The organism is Sphingomonas sp. NFX23 (genome assembly GCF_049887795.1).
Taxonomy (GTDB): domain Bacteria; phylum Pseudomonadota; class Alphaproteobacteria; order Sphingomonadales; family Sphingomonadaceae; genus Sphingomonas.
Window position 1 is genome coordinate 336939 of sequence record NZ_JAGEKH010000004.1, and the last position, 21762, is coordinate 358700.

Below are 21762 nucleotides of genomic sequence, written 5' to 3' on the forward strand. Positions count from 1 at the left end.
CCCTATCCTTGCCCTGCCGCAGCCCTTGTTACAATCGGTTAGCAAACCACCCGGTTGAGCGCTTGCACTGCCGCCCGCTCGCAGGCAGTAGGCGGTCAAACCCCAGGAGTTCCGACATGGCAAATACCCTCGAAATCGATCAGGCGAGCGTCGTCGACAACGACATCCAGAAGCAGATCGAATTTTCCGGCGAGTTCGACGGCGACGAATATGAGTTCGCGGTCAAGTACGCGGTCCTGAAGGAGCTGAGCGGCGACGAACCCGAGGACGACGGCATCGAGCTGTTCAATCGCTTCAACGACGACATCGTCGACGCGTGCCTCGCGGCCATCGAGCGCAAGCCCAATGCGTCGACGATCATCGTCGACGAAGACGATCTCGAATAATCAGCACTTTAGCGGCGATCGGCGCCGTCTCGAGCGCGCCGATCGCCTCTTTCGAACGCACTCAGTCGCCGGTCACGAACCGGCGGATACGGGTCGAGTAGCGACTGCCGACCAACAGCGTCACGCCGAACAGCATCGACGCCCCCCATATCGCCGCGAAGGCGATGATGACGATCTTCACCATAGTCGGACCTCGAACGTGTTCGCTGCGCGGCGCTTACGCCGCACCATCCGGATGTTCCCTGAACGTGATAGCAATCGAAGGTTCAGGGTAACCTGAGTTAGGCGACCGGAACGGCGCGGCGCAGAAGATAGATGTCCATGATCCAGCCATGCCGCTCGCGGAGGCTGGCACGAGCCTCGATGATCTCAATGGCGACCTCGGCCAGGGCGCCGGCGACCAGCGCCTGGTGCGCCATTCCCAGATACGCGCCCCACGATATCTCGATACCGGGTGCGTCCAGCGTCTGGAACGCGCAATCCCCGTCGAGCATGACCGCGATCGTATCGACGCCCGCCGGCCACCCCCCTGCCCTCAATCTGCGTCCCGTCGTGATAAGAACAGGCGCGCCGACCATATTCAACGGTATTGCGTGCGCTGCGGTCAGCGCCTGGAGACTAGTGACCCCGGGTTCGACCGTCACGGTCATCGCCAGACCGTCCGCGCGTAGTCGATCTGCGATGCGGAGCGTGCTGTCGTAGAGCGAAGGGTCTCCCCATACGAGCAACGCAAGGCGGCCCCCGTCGGGCAGGTGTTGCGCAATCTTGCCCCTCCAGACGGCCGCGATCGCGTCGTGCCATTGTTCGACCGCGCCCAAATAGGGGGCGGACGTATCGCGTTCAGGCAGATCGAATTCCACGACGCGGGTCGCACCGGTCAGGACGTCTGCACAGATGGTGCGGCGCAGGTCGATCAGGTCGGACTTCGCATCGCCTTTGCGTGGGAGGAGGATCAGGTCGGCGGCGTTCATCGCGGCGATCGCGGCGCGCGTGAGGTGATCGGGGTTGCCGGTGCCGATGCCGATCAGGTGGAGGTCGATCACTCCCCAGCCTCGGAATCCATCAGCGGACCGTAGAGGATCAGCGCGGGTTTGCTGGAAAATCCTGCCTCCAACTGCGCGGCCAGTTCCGCCATCGTCGAGCGCGCCAGGGACTGGTCGGGATGGCCGACATTCTCGGCGATCAGCGCCTGCGTATCCGGGGAAAGCCCGTGCTCGATCAGCGATGCCGCCAGCGCGGGAAACGTGCGCTTGGGCATGAACACCACCGTCGTCGCCTCGGGATCGGCGAGCGCGGCCATGTTGCGTTGTTCGGGAAGGTCGCCGGTGACGTCGTGGCCGGTGACGAACTGGACACGGCGCGCGCTGAGCCGGCGCGTGAGCGGGATCTGCGCGGCGGCAGCGGCCGCGCTGGCGGCGCTGATGCCGGGGATGATCTCGAACGTTATGCCCGCTGTTCTCAGCGCGACGATCTCCTCCTCCAGGCGACCGAACATGCCCGGGTCGCCGGACTTCAGGCGGACGACGCGGATGCCGGTTCGGGCGTATTCGACCAATAACTGCGATACATGCAACTGGCTTGGCGACGGACGACCGGCGCGCTTCCCTACCGCGATCAGGGCGGCGCCGGGGCGCGCATGGCCCAGAACGGCTGAAGACAGATCGTCGAACAGGACCGCGTCTGCAGTTTGCAACCGAGACACCGCCTTCAGCGTCAGCAATTCGGGATCGCCGGGCCCCGAGCCGACGAACGATACGAAACCGGTCATGGCGTAGCGGCGATCATGTGGAAGAAACTGCCGGATACGTGGCCGCGATACGAGCCGGTTTCGGGAACGGCATTGCCGTCGGCATCGGTGACGTGCGCGAGTGGAGCGTCCGGCTGGTCGATGATCGTGGAGTAATGGAATTCGTGGCCGGTCAGCGCAGCGCCGGCCGCGACCCCGCCCATCGACGCAAGCAATGTCGCGCGGCGATACCCGAGGTGCATCTTCCGCTGGGCATAGCTGGTAACCAAACCGAGCAGCCCCGCCATCCGGTAGCGCACGCCGTCCGCGTCGATCAGCGCCTCACCCAGCGCCATGTAGCCGCCGCACTCGCCGTGGACCGGGCGGGTCTTCGCGAACTCGGTCAGGCCTGCATGGAACCGGTGCGCTTCGGCGAGCTTGCCCACGTGGAGTTCGGGATAGCCGCCGGGGAGCCAGACGAGGTCGGCGTCCACGGCGGGGGCCTCGTCGGCTAGCGGCGAGAAAGGCAGGATTTCAGCGCCGGCCCGACGCCAGCCTTCGAGCACGTGTGCGTAGGTGAACGAGAAGGCGGCGTCCTGTGCGAGTGCGATTCGCTGTGCCGGGGGGCGTATCCAACTCGGCACGCTTGCCGGTCTCGCGCTGGCAGCCGCCGTGTCATGGAGCGCGGGGATATCGACATGCGCGCGCAGGAATTCGGCATATTCGGCGATCCGCGCATCGAGATCGGGATGCTCAACCGCTTGTACCAACCCGAGATGGCGTTCGGGGAGCTTCAGGTCGCCGCGCCGTGGCAATGCTCCGAACACGCGGATGCCGACCGCGTCCATCCCGCTGCGCGCGAGGCGTTCGTGGCGGGGGCTGGCGACGCGGTTGAGGATCGCACCGGCAATCCGCACGCTCGGATCATAGCGGCTGAAGCCGATCGCGATGGCGGCGGCGGACTGCGCCTGTCCCGAGACGTCGATCACCAGCACGACCGGCCAGCCCATCCTGCGCGCGATGTCGGCACTGGCCCCGTTGCCGGTAGCGCCCGGCTTCGCAACGCCGTCGAACAGGCCCATCGAGCCCTCCGCAAGCGCGAAGTCCGCATCGTCGGCTTTGGCGGCAAGGGTGTCGAGCATCGCCGCAGGCATCGACCAACTGTCGAGGTTGAACGACGCGCGGCCGCTCGCGGCGCGGTGGAAGGCGGGGTCGATATAGTCGGGGCCGCTCTTGAATGGCTGGACCGCAAGGCCGTCGTCGCGGAGCGCGCGGAGGAGGCCGAGCATGACGGTGGTCTTGCCGGTGCCCGATGCGGGCGCGGCGACCATCAGGCCGGGCGTCATGCGTCGTCTCCCGCGAACTTCGAGTCCGCCGATTGTGGCCGAAAACGCCGGTCGTAGCCTGTTGCATAAAGGCTGCTTTCCGCAAAATCCTGCGCTGCGAGCGCTCGGCCGACTAGGATCAGCGCGGTGCGATCGGGTTTGCCCGCTACGGCGTCGGCGATAGTGGCGAGCGTAGCGCGCGCGATCTGCTGGTCGGGCCAACTCGCGCGCCAGACGATCGCGACGGGGCATTCCGAGCCGTAGGACGGCGTTAGGTCGGCGATCACCTGCGCGAGATTGTGGACCGAGAGATGAATTGCGAGCGTCGCGCCGGTCGCAGCGAACGCGGTCAAGGTTTCGGCGGGCGGCATCGTGCTGGCGCGGCCAGACGTGCGAGTCAGCACTACCGACTGCGCGAGTTCGGGAAGCGTCAGTTCAACCTCTAGCGCGGCGGCGGCGGCGGCGAAGGCTGGTACGCCGGGGGTGATCGTGAACGTGATGTTGAGCGCGCGGAGACGGCGGAGTTGTTCGCCCATCGCCGACCAGATCGACAGGTCGCCGGAGTGGAGCCGGGCGACGTCTTGGCCGGCGTCGTGCGCCGTCTGGATCTCGGCGATGATCTCGTCGAGCGACAAGGGCGCGGTGTTGACGATGCGTACGCCGGGCGGACAATGATCGAGCATCGCCGCAGGAATAAGCGAGCCCGCGTAGAGACATACGGGCGATCCGGCGATCCGGTCGCGCCCGCGGAGTGTAAGCAGGTCGGGCGCGCCTGGGCCTGCGCCGATGAAGTGGACGGTCATGCGGATCCTTCTGCGATGGCGCACGTCGCCATGCGGTCGTGGGAAATGTGGCGCGGTGTCAGCAACCGCGCGCCGGGTCCTGCCGCAGCGAGTGCGCAAGCTTCGGCGACGCTGCCAGTCTGGCGTATCTTCAGGCTAAAAGCCGACTTCGTGGCCGTTTGTGCAGCGCGTAGCGCATCTGGGTCGATAGCGACCAGGAGCAGATCCAGCGCTTCGGCAAGCCGTTCGACCAGCGGAGCCTTGTCGCGAGGAGTGGCAAGCCGCGTGACTTGCGCCTGGCCGTGCTGCGCGCTGGCAAGCGCATCTTGCAGCGATGCCAGCGTGGCATCCGCGCGGAACCCGAAGCCGGCGACGATCACAGCGTGACGCTCCATTGGACGACCGGGTAGCTCGCGCGCCAGCCGCGTCGTGTGCCGAGCGGGGTGGCTTCCGACAGTTCGAGGCGCAGCAGGATGCCGCCCTTCAATCCATGCCAGCGCGACAACAACGCCTCGGATTCGAGCGTCACTGCGTTTGCGACCAGGCGTGCGCCAATCGGCAGCTTGGCCCACAATGTTTCGAGCAAGGCTTCGGAGAGCCCACCGCCGACGAAGACAGCATTCGGTGCGGCGTGACCTTCGAGAGCCTCCGGTGCACGACCCCGGATTACACGTAGTCGATCGACGCCCAGGGCTGCGGCGTTATTCTCGGCTCGGCCGGCGCGGAGGGGGTCGGCTTCGAATGCGGTGGCATGCGTCGACGGATGAGCGAGCAACCACTCGATGCCGATCGAGCCAGAGCCCGCGCCGATGTCCCACAGCGTCTCGCCGGGCCTTGGGGCGAGCGCGGACAGCGTCAGCGCGCGAACCGGGCGTTTGGTAAGCTGGCCGTCATGATCGAACCATGTGTCCGGCAGGCCGGACGCGTAAGGCAGAACCTTGCCCTGCCCCGCGAAGACGATCCCAACCGCGACGGGATGCACGATGTCGTCATCATCGAGGTCGGCTGCCGCGATGTCGCGAACACGCTCGCGGGGGCCGCCGAGCGCTTCGAGAATGTGCAGGCGCGATTGCCCGAAGCCGAGGTCGGAGAGATACCGTGCCAATTCGGCAACCGCTGCGCCGTCGCGGACCAGCACGATCGCGCGACAATCCGGGACTATGTGCCGGCGGAGGCGGGTAAAAGGTGCGGCGTGGAGACCCAGGCAGCTGGTTTCCTCGATTGGCCAGCCGAGGCGGGAGGCGGCGAGACCAAATGTCGAGGGCGCGGGGTGCGCTACCCATTCGCCGGGATCGAGGTGACGCGTGATCGACGTAGCCGCGCCGAACCAGAACGGATCGCCGGATACGAGCATCGCGACGCGCTTGCCACGGTGCGCGAGCAGCCGAGTGACACCGTCGCCGAACGGGACTGGCCAGGGTTCGACCGCGCTCTTAAGGTCCGGGAGCAACGCGAGGTGGCGGGTGGCGCCGGTCACCAGCTCGGCTTGTGCCAATGCGGCCTGCGCCGCAGCGGACAGGCCATCCACGCCGTCTTCGCCTATACCGATGATCGTCAGCCAGGGAGTGTCAGCCATGTCGAACATCCTGGTGCTGGGCGGCACGACCGAGGCCAGCGCGCTCGCCGCGGCGCTGGCCTCGCGCGGCGACGATGCGGTGCTCAGCTATGCCGGACGCGTTGCCGAACCGAAAGCGCAACCGATCCCGGTGCGCATCGGCGGGTTTGGCGGCGTCGACGGGCTGGTCGCGTATCTGCGCGAGGAGGGCGTGACGCATATGGTAGACGCGACGCACCCGTTCGCGGCCCGGATGAGCGCGAACGCGGTCATCGCGGCGGAGCGCGCCGGTGTCGCGCATATTGCACTGACGCGGCCGGCTTGGTTGCCGGTCGCTGGCGATCGATGGACGCGCGTGGCCGATATCGACGCTGCTGTTGCGGCGCTGGGCGGGCCGTCGCGGCGCGTCATGCTGGCGCTCGGGCGGATGCATGTCGACGCGTTCGCGGAGCAACCGCAGCACGACTATCTGCTGCGGTTCGTCGATGTGCCCGACCAGCCGCCGGGGTTGCCGCGTCATCATCTCGTGGTCGACCGTGGGCCGTTCGATGTCGAGGGCGATCGACGGTTGATGGCGTCGCGCCGCATCGAAGTCGTGGTCTGCAAGAATGCCGGCGGCACGGGGGCGTCGGCCAAACTGCATGCGGCGCGCGCGCTTGGGCTCACGGTGATCATGATCGATCGGCCTGCCCTGCCCGCTCGACGCGAGGTGCACGCGGTCGCGGATGTGATGCGCTGGCTCGATCATGGCGCCGACCGGGGGGTGTAGAGGATCGGTCCCACCGGGCGCTCGATAACGCGCGTAAGGCTGGAGCCGATGATGATCATCGTCCGCATGTCCGCCATGTCCGCGCGAGCTTCGGTCAGGGGCACGATGCGGAGGGTTTCTTCGGGGGTGGTGACGGCGCGCGCGAACAGCACTGGGCGGTCGTCCTGGCAGGTTTCGCGAAGGAGCTCGAAGATGCGGATCAGTGCGTCGGGGCGGGCTTTCGATCGCGGATTGTAGAAGGCGATCGCGAAGTCGGCTTCGGCGGCGAGGCGCACGCGGCGTTCGATCGCGGCCCAGGGTTTCAGATTGTCCGACAGGTTGATCGCGCAGAAATCATGGCCGAGCGGCGCGCCGGCTCGTGCGCTCGCGGCGAGCATGGCGGTGATGCCAGGAAGAACACGGATATAGAGGTCTCGCCATTCTAGCGGACCGGCTTCGAGCGCCTCGAACACCGCGGCCGCCATTGCGAACACGCCGGGGTCGCCGGACGAGACCACCACGACGCGGTGGCCTTTCGCCGCGAGTTGTAGCGCGTGCGTGGCACGGTCGAGTTCGACGCGGTTGTCGGTCGGATGGAGCGTCAGGCCTTCGCGAGGGGCGATGCGCGCGACATAGGGGATGTAGCCGATGACGTCGGTCGCTTCGGCGAGCGCGGCGGTGACCTCCGGGGTTACGAGTGCGTCGTTGCCGGGGCCCAGGCCTGCGATCGCCAGCCAGCCGGTCACGGACGGCGTCCTTGGCCGTGGATCAGCAGGATCGAGAAATACGGCGTGATCGCCTCCGCGTCGCATAGTCGCGTCACGCGCTGATCGGCCATCGCTGCGTACTCCACCAGCCATGCTTCGGTCTCGCGCCCCGCAGCGGCGACGGCGCGGCGGAGCTTGGCGAGGTGGCGGCCGATCTTCATCACCACCAACGCGTCGGTGTCGCGGATGCGGCGGACGAGATCGTCTTCGGGGAGCGTGCCCATCAGGACCGTCAGGACGTCGTCGCCCCAGGTTATCGGCGCGCCGCTGGCGGTCCATGCGCCGGACATGCCGGTGATGCCGGGGACGACCTGCACGGGCGCGATCGTCTGGAGGCGCGTGTAGAGGTGCATGAACGAGCCGTAGAAGAACGGGTCGCCTTCGCAGAGCACGACCACGTCTTCGCCGGTGCGCGTCAGGGCGGCGAGGTGCTCGATACAGGTGGCGTAGAAGGCGCAGAGCTGGTCGTTGTAGCGGGGGTCCGAGACCGGGATCTCGGTGGTGACGGGGTATTCCATCGGGAACTCGATCACGTCGTCGCGGAGCATGCCCTCGACGATCTTTCGCGCCTGGCCGGGGCGACCGGCCTTGCGGAAATAGGCGATGTGGCGCGCGTCGCGGACGAGGCGGTCCGACCGAACGCTCATCAGGTCCTGCGCGCCGGGGCCCAAGCCGACGCCGTGGATCGTGCCCCCAGTTCGCAACGGTATCATTCGGTGCCGCTCGCTAGCGCGTTGATCGCGGCGACGGTGATCGCGCTGCCGCCCATCCGACCCTCGACGACGACGCAAGGCACGGGCTGATCGGCCCATAGCGCCGCCTTGGATTCGACCGCGCCGACGAAGCCGACCGGGCAGCCGATGATCGCCGCGGGACGCGGGCAGTCGGGGTCTTCGAGCATGTTGAGCAGGTGGAACAACGCGGTCGGCGCATTCCCGATCGCGACGACGGCGCCGGCGAGATGTGGGCGCCAAAGTTCGAGCGCGGCGGCGGATCTGGTATTGCCCATCGTCCGCGCGAGTTCGGGCGTTTCGGCGGCATGAAGCGTGCAGACGATGCGGTTGTCGGCGGGCAATCTGGCCTTCGTGATGCCTTCGGTGACCATGCGGGCGTCGCACAGGATCGGGGCGCCGGCTTGCAGCGCGCGCCGGGCTTCGCTGGCGAACGTTGGCGTGAAGCGGATGTGCTCGGCTAGGCCGACGAGCCCGGCGGCGTGGATCATGCGGACGGCGACGGGCTCTTCCTCTGGCGAGAACCGCGCGAGATCGGCCTCCGCGCGGATCATCGCGAAGGACTGGCGGTAGATCGCCGCGCCGTCGGTTTCATAGGCGTACGGCATTCAGGCGGCTCCGAAATGGGCGAGGATTTGCGCGGCGTCGAGGCCTGCGCGGGAGGGTGGTGCGCCGGCGCGCGCGTCGAAGGAGAGGTCGTAGCGGCCTTCGCGACCGGTGAGCGTGACGTCGGCGGGGGCGGCGCGGGCGCATCCCTTGGCGCAGCCGGAGACGTGGAGGCGGCCGGTGACGTGAGGGGCGAGGCGTAGGGCGAGCGCGCGCGTCTCGACACTGCCCTGCGGACAGGCTGGCGCGCCGACGCAGGCGTCGACATGAAGCGTTGGCGAGGCGGAGTCGGTGATGAAGTCGATTGGGTCGGGCTCAACGCGAAGCGCCGCGTCGGCTTCGCAGATTGCGATATGCCAAGGGGTAATGCGGATCGCTTGAATTGCTTGCTCGGTGTCGACGTAGCGTGCCAGCGCGCGCGCTGTGATCCGACCGAATGGGAGGCCTAGCGCGAGTCCGAGGGAATGCTTTCCGATGCGAAGTGGTGGCGCGCTTGCGGCTGGAGGGGTTGTTGGGGCTGCCCAATCCGGAAGTGTGGCGCTGTGGCGTACCATGCGGCCGCTGGCGGTGCCGCCGCTGTCGACGAACCAGTGCGCGAGTGCGATCAACCGGTCGGCTTCGGTGCCGGGCGATACCGGCGTGCCAAAGGTCCCGCCGTCCGCGCGCAGGATAAGCGCTCCAGACTCAGCGCGCTCGATACGGAAGTCGGCGGGGGCGTCTTGCAACACCGGCGCTACGCCGGCGTCGATCGCGAAGCCGACCTTGCCGGGAAGTTCGGGCAAGTCCGCCAGGCGCGCGCGCAAGTGTTCGGCGATGCGGTGGGTGTCGTCACCTATTCGCCATTCCGGTGCGACGAGAATGTTCGCGCGCGCTTCCCGGATCGGATCGGGATCGATGAGGCCGAGATCGAGTAGTGTGTCGATCAATGGACGCCAGCTATCCTCGCGGACGCCGCGGATCTGGAGGTTCGCGCGGCTGGTACAGTCGATCAGGCCGTTGCCGTGCGTCGCCGCCGCGTCGCACAGGCTGAGTGTTTGCTCGCGCGTCACGCGACCGAGCGGTGGGCGGATTCGGACCAGCAGGCCGTCGCCGGCCATCATCGGGCGCCATGCGTTGGGGCACCAGCCTTTGACAAATGCGCTCATGCCGGCAGGTCCAGGCTCGCGAGGATCGAATTGCGGCGGGTCGGCCACAGGTCGGCTGCGTGGAGCGCGGCAAAACGCGCCTGCATCGCCGCGAGTGCGCCGGGGTTGGCTTCGGCAAGGAAGGCGTGGACGTCGTCGCGGCCCAGCGTCGCGTCGTAATAGAGGTCGATCAGTTCGGGACGGACTGCGCTGGCGAGATGCGCGAAGGCGCCGAGATGGTCGAGCGTCGCGGCGATCTCCGCACCGCCGCGGAAGCCGTGGCGCATCATGCCGTCGACCCAGGCCGGATTTGCCGCGCGGGCGTGGACGACGCGGGCGATCTCCTCGTTTAGCGGGCGGGCCTTGGCCTTGTTCGGATCGCGTGCGTCGAGATGGTAGAGCGTGGCGCCGCCCCCTGCGACCGATTGCGCGGCGGCAAAGCCGGCTTCGTGTGCGGCGTAATCCGCGGCGAGGAGAAGGTCGGTTTCGGGGAGGTCCTGGACGTGGACGAAGGCGTCGGCGGCGGCGACGCGGTCGCGGATGCCGGCGGGGTCGAACGTGTCCTGGCCCCCTTCCACATCGGCGTCGAGCGCGTGGCTGGAGGCGGAGAGCCACGCTTGGCCGGCGGTCAGGCGCGCTTCCGGCGTGTAGGTCTCGGCGGCATCGCCCATGCTCAGGCCGTAGCGGCCGGGTTCGGGGCCGTAGACGCGCGCGGTGACTGGCTTGCCGACGAACGGGTTCCAATCGGCCGGTTCGTCGCGTGCGCCTAAGGCTCGAACCGTCTGGCCGAACATCGTGCAGAGCGTCGGGAAGGCGTCGCGGAACAGGCCGGATACGCGCAGGGTGACGTCGATGCGGGGCCGGTCGAAGTTGGCGAGCGGGAGGATCTCGACGCCCGTCACGCGGTCGGATTGCATGTCCCATACCGGTTCCGCGCCGAGCAGGTGGAGTGCCATCGCGAACTCCTCGCCCGCGGTGCGCATCGTCGCCGAGGCCCAGAGGTCGACGACGAGGTTGCGCGGGTAGTCGCCGTGGTCCTGCAAATGGCGTCGGACGAGTTCGTCGGCGAGCTTCACGCCTTGGGTATGGGCAGCGCGAGACGGGACCGCGCGCGGGTCGGTCGTGTAGAGGTTGCGGCCGGTCGGGAGGACGTCGGCGCGGCCTCGCCACGGCGAGCCGGACGGGCCGGACGCGACGCGCTTGCCATGGAGCGCCGACAGGAGACCGGCGCGTTCGGCATCGCCTTGCTCGCCGCGGCCGTAGATGTGGAGGCCGTCGCCAAATTGGCTTTCCTTCACGTCGCAGACGAACGTGTCGATGCGGGTGATCGCTTCGGCTTGGGACTGTGCGTCGTCAAGGCCCAGCGTCGCGGCGAGGCCGGTGGCGGTGGCTTCGTCGCGGATGTCCCGTTGCAGGCGGTCGCGGCGGGCTGGATCGAGTCCGTCGGCGTTGGAGAATTCGTCAAGCAGCGCTTCGAGGCGACCAAGGCCGGCGCCGGTGCGCGTGCGTTCGAGCGGCGGCGGGACGTGGCCGAGCGTGACCGCGCCAATGCGACGCTTGGCTTGGGCCGCTTCGCCGGGATCGTTGACGATGAACGGGTAGATGACGGGCATTGCACCGGTCAGCGCCTCGGGCCAGCAGGCGTCGGACAGCGCGACCGACTTGCCGGGGAGCCATTCGAGCGTGCCATGCGCCCCGACATGCACCAGCGCATCGGTGCCTCGTGCGTGAAGCCAGAGGTAGAAGGCGACATAGGCATGGCAGGGGCAGCGCGAGAGGTCGTGATATTCCTCCGCGCGTTGCTCTGTGCGGCCGCGTTCGGGTTGGAGGGCGACGAGCGCCCCGCCCCGGTCGATCGCTGTGAAGGCGAAGTCTTCGGTGGGTTCGCCCCAGGTTTCATGGAGGTCGTCGCGGAGCGCTTCGGGGAGATGCGCGAGGGCTTTGCGGTACTGCGCGAGCGGCCAGTGGATGCGTGAGGTAGCGAGATCAGTTGCGTCGGGCGTGATCGCGTAGCCGGCCTCGGTGAGGTCTTCGAGGATCGCTTGCGTGGAGGCGAGTGCGTCGAGGCCGACGGCGTGCGCCATCTGGTATGCCTTGCCGGGGTAGGTCGAGAGGATGATCGCGATGCGGTGGTCGGCGACGGGTTTGCTGGCGAGGTTTGTCCACGCTTCGATGCGCGCGGCGATGGCGGCGATTCGTGCTGGGTCGGCGCGGTGTTCGCGGCGGGTGTATTCCAGGTCGCCGTCTCGCGCGGCGGCTTCCTTGAAGCTGGCGACGCCGGCGAAGAGGCGGCCGTCCACCTCGGGGAGGACGACGTGCATCGCCAGGTCGGCGGGCGACAGGCCTCGGGTGGCGCCGGCCCAGGCGGCGCGGTCGGAGGTGGCTAGCGCGATCTGGAATACTGGGACGTCCGCGCCGTCGAGAGGCGTGGCGTCGGTGGCGCCTCGTGCGGAGAAGGCCGTGGCGTTGACGATCGCCGCCGGCGTGAGCGCCGTGACCCAGCGGCTCAGCCAGCCGGCTGCGTCGGGAGCTTTCAGCGAGGGTGCGAAGAGGCCGATGACGTCGAACCCTCGCGCGGTTAGCTCAGCGTGAAGCGCTTCGATCGGGTGAAGGTCGGCGGCGGTCAGGTACGAGCGGTAGAAGACGATCAGGATGCGGGGGCGTGTCGCGTTCAAATCGAACGCGGCCGGACAGGTAACGCCGTCGTGCGGTTGCCAGCCGCCAACGTCCGCGATCGCGCGGACGCCGGTGACGGGGCCAGCGTAGCAGCCTGATGCGAGCGCGAACTGAGCTAAGGCAGCCTGCGCTGCGACTGCGCCGCCGGTGTCGCAGAGATGGGCCAGGCGGCGGAGCGTCGAGAGCGGGATCGTCGATGCGGCGTCGAGGCGTGTGTCGATGCGGCCGTCTGCGGCGAGGACGGCTAGCGCGATGCCGTTCTCGCGCGCGAGGTTTTCGACCTGTTGCAGGCCGTAACTCCAGTAGGAGCGCCCGCCGATCAGCCGGATCAGGATGCCCTTCGCGCCCGCCAACGTCTGTTCGATGTAGGTGTCGACCGAGAGCGGGTGCTGGAGCGCGGTCAGGTTCGCGAGGCGTAGCGAGGGCAATCGGCTACCGGCCGCATCCGCACGTTTCCAGCCCGCGGCGAACGCGCCGAGGTCACCGTCGGAGAAGGACAGGACGACGAGGTCCGCGGGGGATTGGGCGAGGTCCTGCGGGACCGCGCTTTCCTCCAGCCCGTGGGTCTCGCGGAAGACGACGTGCATCGTGCGCCTCAGCCGTCCAGCGCGGCCTTGATGCGGGCCTCGTCGATCCGGTCGTGCTCGGCGATGACCACCAATTGCGTGCGGCGCGGTTCGCCGGCGCGCCATGGGCGATCGTACTGCGTACGGACGCGCGCGCCGACCGCCTGGACGAGCAGGCGCATCGGCTTGCCGGTGACGGCGGCGTACCCCTTTACGCGGAGGATGTCGGCGCTGCGGGCGAGCGCCTCGATCTTCGCGGTCAGGTCGGCGGGGTCGGCGATCTCGCCAAGCTCGACGACGACGCTGTCGAAATCGTCATGCTCGTGATCGTCCTCGCCGTCGTGATGCGACGGGCGGCTGGCGATATCGTCCTCGGCGGCGGCGTTAAGGCCCAGGATCACGCGCGGATCGATGATACCGTCGGTCAGGTCGATCACCGGGAGCGGCCGTGCGGATTCGGCGGCGATCACCGCGCGTGCCTTGGCGACGCCTTTGGGGCCGGCGAGATCGACCTTGGTCAGCAGCACGATATCGGCGCAGGCGAGCTGGTCCTCGAATACCTCAGACAAGGGCGTCTCGTGATCGACGCTGGGGTCGGCGGCGCGTTGGGCGTCGAGCGCAGCGACATCTGGCGCGAAGCGACCGGCGGCGACTGCTTCGGCATCGGCGAGCGCGATGACGCCGTCGACGGTGATGCGCGAGCGGATCGCTGGCCAGTCGAACGCCTTGAGCAGCGGCTTGGGCAGCGCGAGGCCGGAGGTCTCGATCAGGATGTGATCGGGGCGCGGGTCGAGCGCGAGGAGCGCCTCCACGGTCGGGATGAAATCATCCGCCACCGTGCAGCAGATGCAGCCGTTCGCCAGCTCGATCACGTTCTCCGCCGGGCAATCGGGGATCGCACAGCCCTTGAGGATGTCGCCGTCGATACCGAGCGTGCCGAATTCGTTGACGACGACGGCGAGACGGCGGCCGTTCGCGTTGCGGATCAGGTGGCTGATGAGCGTGGTCTTGCCGGCTCCGAGAAAGCCGGTGACGATGGTGACGGGGACCTTTGAAAGATCGGGCATTGGTATTCTCCTGCGAGCACACGCACGCACGACCATAGGGCCGCACGCGTTCGTCGCTCAGACGGAGTACCGTGCCGCGACCATCCCCTGGATCGTAGCAAGAGCGACCATATGCGCTGGCAGGTCTCCTGGCTCGCGGGTCGAGGCTCGACGTACGCCTTCCCAGGTTTCCCCAGTGGCTGCCCTTCTCGTGAAGGGCGTGTGCGTCTCGCTCACCGCTTACAGTTGCAGGGACAGCCGCGGCATTGGGAGGAACTCCCGCACCGCATTCCCATTCAAGCCCCGAAGGGCACCGGCGCGATCTGTGAGGTTCGGTGAAACCGAGCCTCGGGGGTGGGTTAGAGCAGTTTGGCGGGACTGCCAATTCGCATATCGGTAGTTTTCGATGCTCCCCCGCGAGGGGGAGGTGGCTGGCACTTGCCAGACGGAGGGGGAGGACACGGAACAAACGTGATCGTCGTCCTCCCCCTCCGTCGCTTCGCGCCACCTCCCCCTGGCGGGGGAGGATCGAGAGCGCGTCGAGCTTGGGGAACAGAGGAGCTAGCTTATCCGTGCACGACTTCGATCTCGTCGAAGCGTTTCCAGCGGTAGATTGCGAAGCTCAGCACCCAGCAGAGCACGAACAGGCCGATGATCGCAAAGCCGAGGCCATTGAAGTTCTCGCCGAGTGCCGTTGCAACGTCCCATATGCCGCCGGTGAAGCCGAGCTTCGATCCGAGCAGCGCGAGCGTCTCGATCCCGCCGATTGCGATCGCGACGATCGCGGAGATCAAGGTGATGGTTATGTTGTAGTAGAGCTTACGGATCGGCTTCACGAACGCCCATTCATAGGCACCAAGCATAACGACGCCGTCCGCGGTGTCGACCAGCGCCATGCCGGTCGCGAACAGCACGGGGAGGACTAGGACGACACCGATCGAGAGACCGTCGGCGGCCTGGCTCGCTGAGAGGCCAAGGATCGCGACCTCCGTCGCCGTGTCGAAACCGAGTCCGAACAGGAAGCCGAGCGGCGCCATGTGCCAGCTCCGCGTGACCAGCCGGAACATCGGGCGGAACAGACGTGCGAGCAGGCCGCGGTTGCCGAGGAGGAGGTCGAGGTCCTCCTCGACATAGGTGCCGCCGCCGCGGACATGGCCGAAGGTGCGCCAGACCGAGCGGAGGATGATCAGGTTCATCGCGGCGATCGTGAACAGGAACACAGCGGAGATGACGGTCGCGACCACCCCGCCTACCTGCTTGAATGCCTCGAACTGCGACAGCGCATTGGCGGTCAGTGCGATCGCGACCGCCGCGATGAGCACGATCCCCGAATGGCCGATCGCGAACCAGAAGCCGACCGCGATCGGGCGCTGGCCGTCCTGCATCAGCTTGCGCGTCACATTGTCGATCGCCGCAATGTGGTCTGCGTCGACCGCGTGGCGCAGGCCGAGGCCCCAGGCGAGCAGCGCCGTGCCCAGCATCAGCGGTTGCGCGTGGAACAGCGAGAACGCCCAGCACCACGCGGCGATGTTGGCCGCGACCAGGCCTGCGAACATCCAACCGATGCGCTTTCGGGTCGAAACCCGCGTCGGTCGTTCCATCGTCAAAGTCGTCATGCACAAACCCCGCAGCGTCCGACGAGGACCGGGGCCTGCCGAAAACGGCCGGGCCATGCGACGACCGGACGCCATGAGCGGCCGACGCACGACACCGATGCGGCCCCCGCCACATGGTCGTCGCTCAGCCAGTGTCACGCAGGCGGCGTTCACCGTGCCTCGGCCACCCCCTGGACCGGGACAAGAGCGACCAGACGCCGGCAGGTCTCCTGGCTCGCGGGTCGCTGCTCGATGCACGCCTTCCCAGGTTTTCACCCAGTGGCTGCCCTCGCGAAAAGGGCTCGTGCGTCTCGCTCGCCGCTTACAGTTGCAGGGACAGCCGCGGCATGGGACGGCGAACCGTCCGCACCGCATTCCCAATCAAGCCCTTCCGGGCACCGACGCGATCACGGGAAACGGCTGGAAGCCGCGTCCCGCGTGTTCGGTACCCTGCTTCGGGTCGCGTGCCAACGGTCGCGCTACTTCGCGACACCAAGCTGTTGCAGCATGAACGCCTGCCATTCCGAATTTTGCCGATAGCGTTCGAACCGCCCGGACTTGCCGCCATGCCCTGCCTCCATGTTGACGCGGAACAGCAGCGGGTTCTTGTCGGTCTTCAGTTCGCGGAGCTTAGCGACCCATTTGGTCGGCTCGTAATATTGCACCTGGCTGTCCCACAGTCCGGTGCCGACATAGAGCGCCGGATACGCCTTCGCCTTGACGTTGTCGTACGGCGAATAGCTCAGCATATAGTCGTACGACGCCTTCTGCGCGGGGTTGCCCCATTCGTCATACTCGAACGTCGTCAGCGGGATCGACGCGTCGAGCATCGTCGTCACCACGTCGACGAACGGCACCTGCGCGATGATCAGCTTATAGTCGGCTGGCGCCATGTTCGCGACACCGCCCATCAGCAGCCCGCCCGCGCTGCCGCCCATCGCCGCGACGCGGTCCTTGGCGGCGTATTTCTGTGCGACGAGATAGCGGGTGACGTCGATGAAGTCGGTGAAGCTGTTCTTCTTGTTGAGCAGATGCCCGTCGTCATACCAGCCGCGCCCCATCTCCTGCCCGCCGCGGATATGCGCGATCGCGTAGATCACGCCGCGATCGAGCAGGCCGATGCGACCGGGGTCGACTGCCGGGTCGCTGGATATCCCATAGCTGCCATAGGCGTATTGGAAGAGCGGCGCGGTGCCGTCTCGCTTGGTTCCCTTGGCGTATACCAGCGACACGGGGATCCGCGTGCCGTCACGCGCCGGCGCCCAGACGCGTTCGGTGACGTATTTCGCAGGGTCGTAGCCTGGCACCGGTGCGACCTTCAGCACGCGACGCTCGCCGGTTTTCGCGTTGACCTCGTAGGTCGTGGTCGGCGTCACGAGCGAACCATAGGTGTAGCGGACCCACGGCGTCGCGGTCTCCTCGTTGACGTCGAACGACATGCGATAGGCGGGCTCGTCGGCGGTCACGGGCGTCGACTTGCCCGCGTCGTTCAGCACGCGGATCATGCGATTGCCGCCTTCGCGCTGGTCGATCGCGACGAAGCCGTCGAACGGTTTGAAGCCTTCGATGAAGACGGTGTCGCTGGCTGGCGTCAGGTCGCGCCACGCCGCCGTGCCTTTGGCCAGATCGGCGTCGGCGACGGTCACCAGCTTGTAGTTCTTCGCTGCCTTGTTGGTGCGGATGATCCAGCGGTTGCCAATGTGATCCGCGCTGTAGCGGAACTCGCGCGCACGCGGTGCGACGATCGTGAAGCTGGTCGGGGCGGCGGCGGGGGCGCAGCGCTGCTCGTCGCTGACCGTGCTGCTCACGCCGATGCAGACGAACTTGTCGTCGGCGGTGCGCGCGACGCCCATCGAATAGGTGTCGTCCTTCTCCTCGTACAGCAACCGGTCGCTGGCGACGGGCGTGCCGAGGACATGCGCCTTCACGCGGTAGCCGCGTAGCGTGACCGGGTCTTTCTCGACGTACAGCACGGTCTTGTTGTCGTCCGCCCAGACCACGTTCGGCTCGATGTTCGAGAGCGTGTCGGCGATCGTCGCGCCGGTCGCTAGGTCCTTTACCTTGAGGACATACTGGCGACGGCCGACGGTGTCTTCGGCCCAGGCGACGCGGCGGTTGTCGGGGCTCACTGCCCAGTCGCTCAGCGCGAAGAAGCTGTGGCCCTTCGCCATCGCCGGCTCGTCGAACAGCGTTTCGGCGGGCGCGGTACGGCTGCCCTTGCGGCGTTCGAGGATCGGGTAATCCGCGCCGGTCTGGAACCGCGAGCCGTAATAATAGCCGTTCTTCGGATACGGCACCGAGCTGTCGTCCTGCTTGATGTGCGAGACGGTCTCTTCGTACAGCTTGGCCTGGAGCGGCTTCAGCGACGCGAGTTGCGCGTCGGCATAGGCGTTCTCGGCGGCGAGATAGGCGAGCATCTCGGGATTCTTCCGCGTGTCGTCGCGCAGCCAGAAGTAATCGTCCTCGCGCGCACCGTTGGGCGACGTCACCTGGAACGGCTTCTTCGCGACGCGCGGCGGCTGGACCTGCGCAACCGCCGCGGTCGAGACCAGCGCGACGCCGGCGAGCATCATGTACCGCGCCGTCACTGTGCTGCTCCGGTCGCGACTGCGGGCTTCCGGTATCGATCGAACCAGGCGATGATCGCCGACGCTTTCGCCGCGGATTGCGACGGGCGAGCGGCGAGGCCACCGTGGCTCGCGCCCGGCACCTTCACGAGCGCGGTCGGCACGCCGCGGATCTGAAGCGCCGCGTAATATTGCTCGGATTCGCTGACCGGCGTCCGGTAATCGTCGCCGCCGACCACGACCAGCGTCGGCGTCTTGACGTTGCCGACCAGGCTGAGCGGCGAGCGGTTCCAATAGCTCATCGGATCTTCCCACGGCAGCTTGGTGAACCAGTAGCGCGAGGTGAACAGCGTGTTGTCCATCGTCAGCGCCTCGCTGATCCAGTTGATTACCGGCTTCTGCGTCGCAGCGGCCTTGAACCGGTCAGTCTTGCCGACGATCCACGCGGTCAGCAGCCCGCCGCCCGATCCGCCGGTCACGAACAGATTGTCCGGGTCGGCGGTGCCGTCCTTGATCGCCGCGTCGACCGAGGCGATCAGGTCGTCGTAATCGGCGGCGGGGTAGGTCTTGTCGATCAGGTTGGCGAATTCGGCCCCATAGGAGGTCGAGCCGCGCGGGTTGGTCCAGAGCACGGCGTACCCGGCGGCGGCGTACAGCTGCATGTCGGTGGCGAAACCGGGGCCGTACGCGGCGTTCGGACCGCCGTGGATTTCGAGGATCAGCGGTACGCGTTGACCGGCGACACGGCTCGGCGGGGTCGCGAGCCATGCGTCGATCGGGCGACCATCGGGCGCGGTCACCGCGATCTTCCGGACCTGTGCGAGCGCCTTCGATCCGGTCAGCACCGCGTTGAGCGTCGTTAGGCGGCGCGGCTTCCCGCCCGCCAGCACCCAGACGTCGGCAGGCGTGCTCGCATCGCCGCCGGTATAGGCGATCGTGCCGCCCATCGAGACCGAGAACTCGCCGCCGGTATACGGCCGGTCGAGCCCGCCGCCCGCGACGTTGTCGATCAGCGGCGTGACGCGGCCATCGATCCCGACGCGCGCGACGCGGCGCTGGCCGTGATCGTCGTAGCTCGCGTACAGGCTGCGACCGTCGGCGGACCACACCGCGTCCTCGATCGCCCGGTCGAGCGTGGCGGTGAGCGAGCGCGGCGAGGCGGCGTCGCGGTCGCCGACATAGAGCTGCGTGTTCTCGTAGCTGCGGCGCTTGTCGTCGAAACCGAGCCACGCGATCTTGCTGCCGTCTGGCGATACGCGCGGCTGCGCATCGGGGCCGTCGCGCGTGGTCAACATCCGCATCGTGCCGCTCATCGCATCGACCGCGATCACGTCGGAGTTCATCACCTGGCGGTTGGCGGCGGGGCCACGGATCGCGGCGAAGACGATTCTGCGGCCGTCGGGCGTCCATGACAGCGGGCCGCCATCGTCGAACTTGCCGTATGTGAGCTGCCGAGCCGCTCCGCCGTCGGCACCGACCACGAAGAGATGGTCGTAGCCCGGCTTCACATAGCCCGGCCCGTCGTTGCGGTAGTTGACCCGGTCGATGATCGTCAGCGGCTCGGCCCATTTCGCGCCCTCGGGCTTGGGCGGCTGCGTGCCGAGCTTGGTCCCCTCGCCTGCTACCGTCGCGATGTAGGCGAGCCTGGTCCCGTCCGGCGACCAGGCGAGCGCCTGCGGGTCGCCGGGGAAGCTCGTGACCCGTGCACTCTGCGTGCCGCCGATCCAGCGGACGAACAGCTGCGATCCCTCGCCGTCGCGCGCGGCATAGGCGATGCGCATACCATCGGGCGACCAGCGCGGGCTGCTGCCGTCGGTCGCGAACGGTGTCTGGCGACCGCTCGCGACGTCGATCAGCCAGAGCGAGGACTGCATCTTGTCGGTCATCACGTCGCCGGTGCGGCGGACATAGACGATCGTCTTGCCGTCCGGGCTGATCTGCGGGTCGGCCGCGATCGTCAGGCCGAACAGGTCGCTGCCGGTGAAGCTGCGCGTCGGGCCGTCGGGTATTGGTGCGGCCGGTTGTTGCTGGGCAAAGGCCGGCGTCGCCGCGAGCAGGAGGAGAGCAAGGGTCAAGCGCAACGAACGGCTCCTTCGAATGAACCGCGCGAGGATGACACACTATTGCGGGGTGGCAAGCGGTACGAACGTCACCGGCAAACCATCCTTCGGGCGCGGGATCGGGAAGACCTGCCACGCGTCGCCGCTGTCCGCTGCCGCCTCGATCCGGTAGCGCGTGAGCAGGTGCGCGATCAGCAGTCGCATCTGCATCGTCGCGAAGTGCAAGCCGATGCACATGTGTGCGCCGCCGCCGAACGGGACCCAGGCGAACCGGTGGCGGCCCTTCGACGCTTCGGGCGTGAAGCGGAGCGGGTCGAACTTGTCGGGATCGGGCCAGTGCTCCGCCATCCGGTGCGTATAGGTGATGGCAGTGTTGACGCTCGTGCCCGCCGGGATATCGAACCCGCCGAAGCTGAAATCCTTGAGCGCACGCCGCGGGATCGACGGGACCGGCGGCATCATCCGCAGCGATTCCTTGAACGCGTATTCGGTGAGGATCAGGCGATCGAGTTGCTCGGTCAGCGGCACATCCGGGTCGAGCGCGACGACCTCTTCGCGTAGCCGCTCCTGCCAATCCGGGTTGCGCGCGAGCAGCATCACCAGGCTGGTCGCGGAGGACGTGATCGTGTCGTGCGCCGCCATCATCAGGAAGTTCATGTGGTCGGCGATCGCCAGCGCGGTCAGCGGCGCGCCGTCGTCATCGGTCGCGCGGCAGAACTGCGAGAAGAAATCCTGGCCGTTTCCGGTCCGGCGCGCGGGAATCTCGCGCTCGAAAAAGTCGACCAGATACGCGCGCGCCTTCACGCCCTTGCGCATCTGCGTACCGGGCCAGGGTTTGCGGATCGGCGAGACGCTCGCCTGCACCTCGTCGACGAACGCCTGGTTGATCCGGTCCGCCTCCGCGCCGAGCGGCACGCCGAGGAAGCTGGTCGCGGCGAGATCGAGCGTGAGCTTCTTCACCACGTCGTAGAAGCGCAAGGTCTGTCCGGCCCAGCCGCCGATCGCGGCCTCGATCCCGGCATCTAGCTCAGTCGCATAATGCCGCATCGGCTCGGGCTTGAACGCAACCGACAACGCCTTCCGGTCGGCGCGATGCTTGTCGAAATCCATCAGCATCAGGCCGCGCGGGAACAGCATGTTGAGGAGCGGGCCCCAGCCCTGTTCGGACGAGAAGATCTTGTCGCGATCGAACAGCACCAGTTCGTTCGCGTCGGGTCCGAGCAAGTTCACGCCGGTGCCGCCGAGTGCGCGATTGCGATAGATCGGGCCGTATCGTGCGGCCATACCCTCGCTAAACGCGATCGGATCGGCCAGCAATTTGAAGGTGTTGCCGACAAACGGCAGGCCATTGCTGCCCGGAATATGATCGAGCGCACCCTTTGGCTGGCGCGGAAGCCAATGCGGGCTGGCGTTCTGCAACATGGCGTGGCTCATCGTCGGATCCTCAGCGACATGCCGGCTTGGCAAGCCTCGAATACCGGCATAACTAATGTTCTGCAACC

The 21762-nt window shown here is 67.4% G+C and carries 19 protein-coding genes and 2 riboswitches; of the genes, 2 read left to right on the forward strand and 17 right to left on the reverse strand.

Features of this window, described 5'->3' with window-relative positions:
- The first annotated feature begins 116 nt into the window (after positions 1-116).
- Positions 117-386, forward strand: coding sequence for a DUF1488 family protein (locus tag J4O76_RS12485; RefSeq protein WP_056058830.1), 270 nt, complete (start codon positions 117-119; stop codon positions 384-386).
- 61 nt (positions 387-447) lie between these two features.
- On the opposite strand, the gene J4O76_RS12490 is transcribed toward J4O76_RS12485, so the two are convergent.
- From J4O76_RS12490 to cbiE, 7 genes are all read right to left on the reverse strand, one after another.
- On the reverse strand, positions 448-570 hold the full coding sequence (locus J4O76_RS12490) for a hypothetical protein (RefSeq protein ID WP_426282139.1): 123 nt from the start codon (positions 568-570) through the stop codon (positions 448-450).
- A gap of 97 nt (positions 571-667) precedes the next feature.
- On the reverse strand, positions 668-1429 hold the full coding sequence (cobF, locus tag J4O76_RS12495; RefSeq protein WP_426282140.1) for a precorrin-6A synthase (deacetylating): 762 nt from the start codon (positions 1427-1429) through the stop codon (positions 668-670).
- Complete coding sequence (cobA, locus tag J4O76_RS12500) at positions 1426-2154, reverse strand: uroporphyrinogen-III C-methyltransferase (RefSeq protein WP_426282141.1); 729 nt, start codon at positions 2152-2154, stop codon at positions 1426-1428. The genes cobF and cobA overlap by 4 nt, the downstream gene beginning before the upstream one ends.
- Entirely contained in the window at positions 2151-3458 is a 1308-nt protein-coding gene (locus tag J4O76_RS12505; protein ID WP_426282142.1) for a cobyrinate a,c-diamide synthase, read from the reverse strand. The genes cobA and J4O76_RS12505 overlap by 4 nt, the downstream gene beginning before the upstream one ends.
- Entirely contained in the window at positions 3455-4240 is a 786-nt protein-coding gene (cobM, locus tag J4O76_RS12510) for a precorrin-4 C(11)-methyltransferase (protein ID WP_426282143.1), read from the reverse strand. The genes J4O76_RS12505 and cobM overlap by 4 nt, the downstream gene beginning before the upstream one ends.
- Complete coding sequence (locus tag J4O76_RS12515; protein ID WP_426282145.1) at positions 4237-4614, reverse strand: cobalamin biosynthesis protein; 378 nt, start codon at positions 4612-4614, stop codon at positions 4237-4239. Before J4O76_RS12515 ends, cobM begins: the two co-directional genes overlap by 4 nt.
- On the reverse strand, positions 4596-5795 hold the full coding sequence (gene cbiE / locus J4O76_RS12520; protein ID WP_426282146.1) for a precorrin-6y C5,15-methyltransferase (decarboxylating) subunit CbiE: 1200 nt from the start codon (positions 5793-5795) through the stop codon (positions 4596-4598). Before cbiE ends, J4O76_RS12515 begins: the two co-directional genes overlap by 19 nt.
- On the opposite strand from cbiE, the gene J4O76_RS12525 reads away from it, so the two are divergent.
- A complete protein-coding gene (locus J4O76_RS12525) occupies positions 5794-6543 on the forward strand; it encodes a cobalt-precorrin-6A reductase (protein ID WP_426282147.1) in 750 nt (249 codons plus the stop codon). The two genes, cbiE and J4O76_RS12525, sit on opposite strands and share 2 nt — an antisense overlap.
- On the opposite strand, the gene cobJ is transcribed toward J4O76_RS12525, so the two are convergent.
- From cobJ to J4O76_RS12575, 10 genes are all read right to left on the reverse strand, one after another.
- Entirely contained in the window at positions 6519-7268 is a 750-nt protein-coding gene (cobJ, locus tag J4O76_RS12530; RefSeq protein ID WP_426282148.1) for a precorrin-3B C(17)-methyltransferase, read from the reverse strand. The genes J4O76_RS12525 and cobJ overlap by 25 nt on opposite strands.
- A complete protein-coding gene (gene cobI, locus J4O76_RS12535) occupies positions 7265-8002 on the reverse strand; it encodes a precorrin-2 C(20)-methyltransferase (protein WP_426282149.1) in 738 nt (245 codons plus the stop codon). The genes cobJ and cobI overlap by 4 nt, the downstream gene beginning before the upstream one ends.
- Entirely contained in the window at positions 7999-8628 is a 630-nt protein-coding gene (locus tag J4O76_RS12540) for a precorrin-8X methylmutase (protein ID WP_426282150.1), read from the reverse strand. The genes cobI and J4O76_RS12540 overlap by 4 nt, the downstream gene beginning before the upstream one ends.
- Positions 8629-9771, reverse strand: coding sequence for a precorrin-3B synthase (gene cobG / locus J4O76_RS12545; RefSeq protein WP_426282152.1), 1143 nt, complete (start codon positions 9769-9771; stop codon positions 8629-8631).
- The gene (gene cobN, locus J4O76_RS12550; protein ID WP_426282153.1) at positions 9768-13013 is read right to left on the reverse strand and encodes a cobaltochelatase subunit CobN; all 3246 of its coding nucleotides are present in this window, start codon (positions 13011-13013) and stop codon (positions 9768-9770) included. Before cobN ends, cobG begins: the two co-directional genes overlap by 4 nt.
- 8 nt (positions 13014-13021) lie before the next feature.
- On the reverse strand, positions 13022-14059 hold the full coding sequence (gene cobW / locus J4O76_RS12555) for a cobalamin biosynthesis protein CobW (RefSeq protein WP_426282155.1): 1038 nt from the start codon (positions 14057-14059) through the stop codon (positions 13022-13024).
- Positions 14060-14160: 101 nt separating this feature from the next.
- Positions 14161-14371: riboswitch (cobalamin riboswitch) on the reverse strand.
- A gap of 233 nt (positions 14372-14604) precedes the next feature.
- On the reverse strand, positions 14605-15654 hold the full coding sequence (locus tag J4O76_RS12560) for a HoxN/HupN/NixA family nickel/cobalt transporter (RefSeq protein ID WP_426282156.1): 1050 nt from the start codon (positions 15652-15654) through the stop codon (positions 14605-14607).
- A 182-nt stretch (positions 15655-15836) separates the two neighbouring features.
- Positions 15837-16051, reverse strand: a riboswitch (cobalamin riboswitch).
- A gap of 61 nt (positions 16052-16112) precedes the next feature.
- The gene (locus J4O76_RS12565; RefSeq protein WP_426282157.1) at positions 16113-18221 is read right to left on the reverse strand and encodes a S9 family peptidase; all 2109 of its coding nucleotides are present in this window, start codon (positions 18219-18221) and stop codon (positions 16113-16115) included.
- A complete protein-coding gene (locus J4O76_RS12570) occupies positions 18218-20281 on the reverse strand; it encodes a prolyl oligopeptidase family serine peptidase (RefSeq protein ID WP_426282158.1) in 2064 nt (687 codons plus the stop codon). The genes J4O76_RS12565 and J4O76_RS12570 overlap by 4 nt, the downstream gene beginning before the upstream one ends.
- A gap of 39 nt (positions 20282-20320) precedes the next feature.
- A complete protein-coding gene (locus J4O76_RS12575) occupies positions 20321-21694 on the reverse strand; it encodes a cytochrome P450 (RefSeq protein ID WP_426282159.1) in 1374 nt (457 codons plus the stop codon).
- Positions 21695-21762 lie beyond the last annotated feature (68 nt).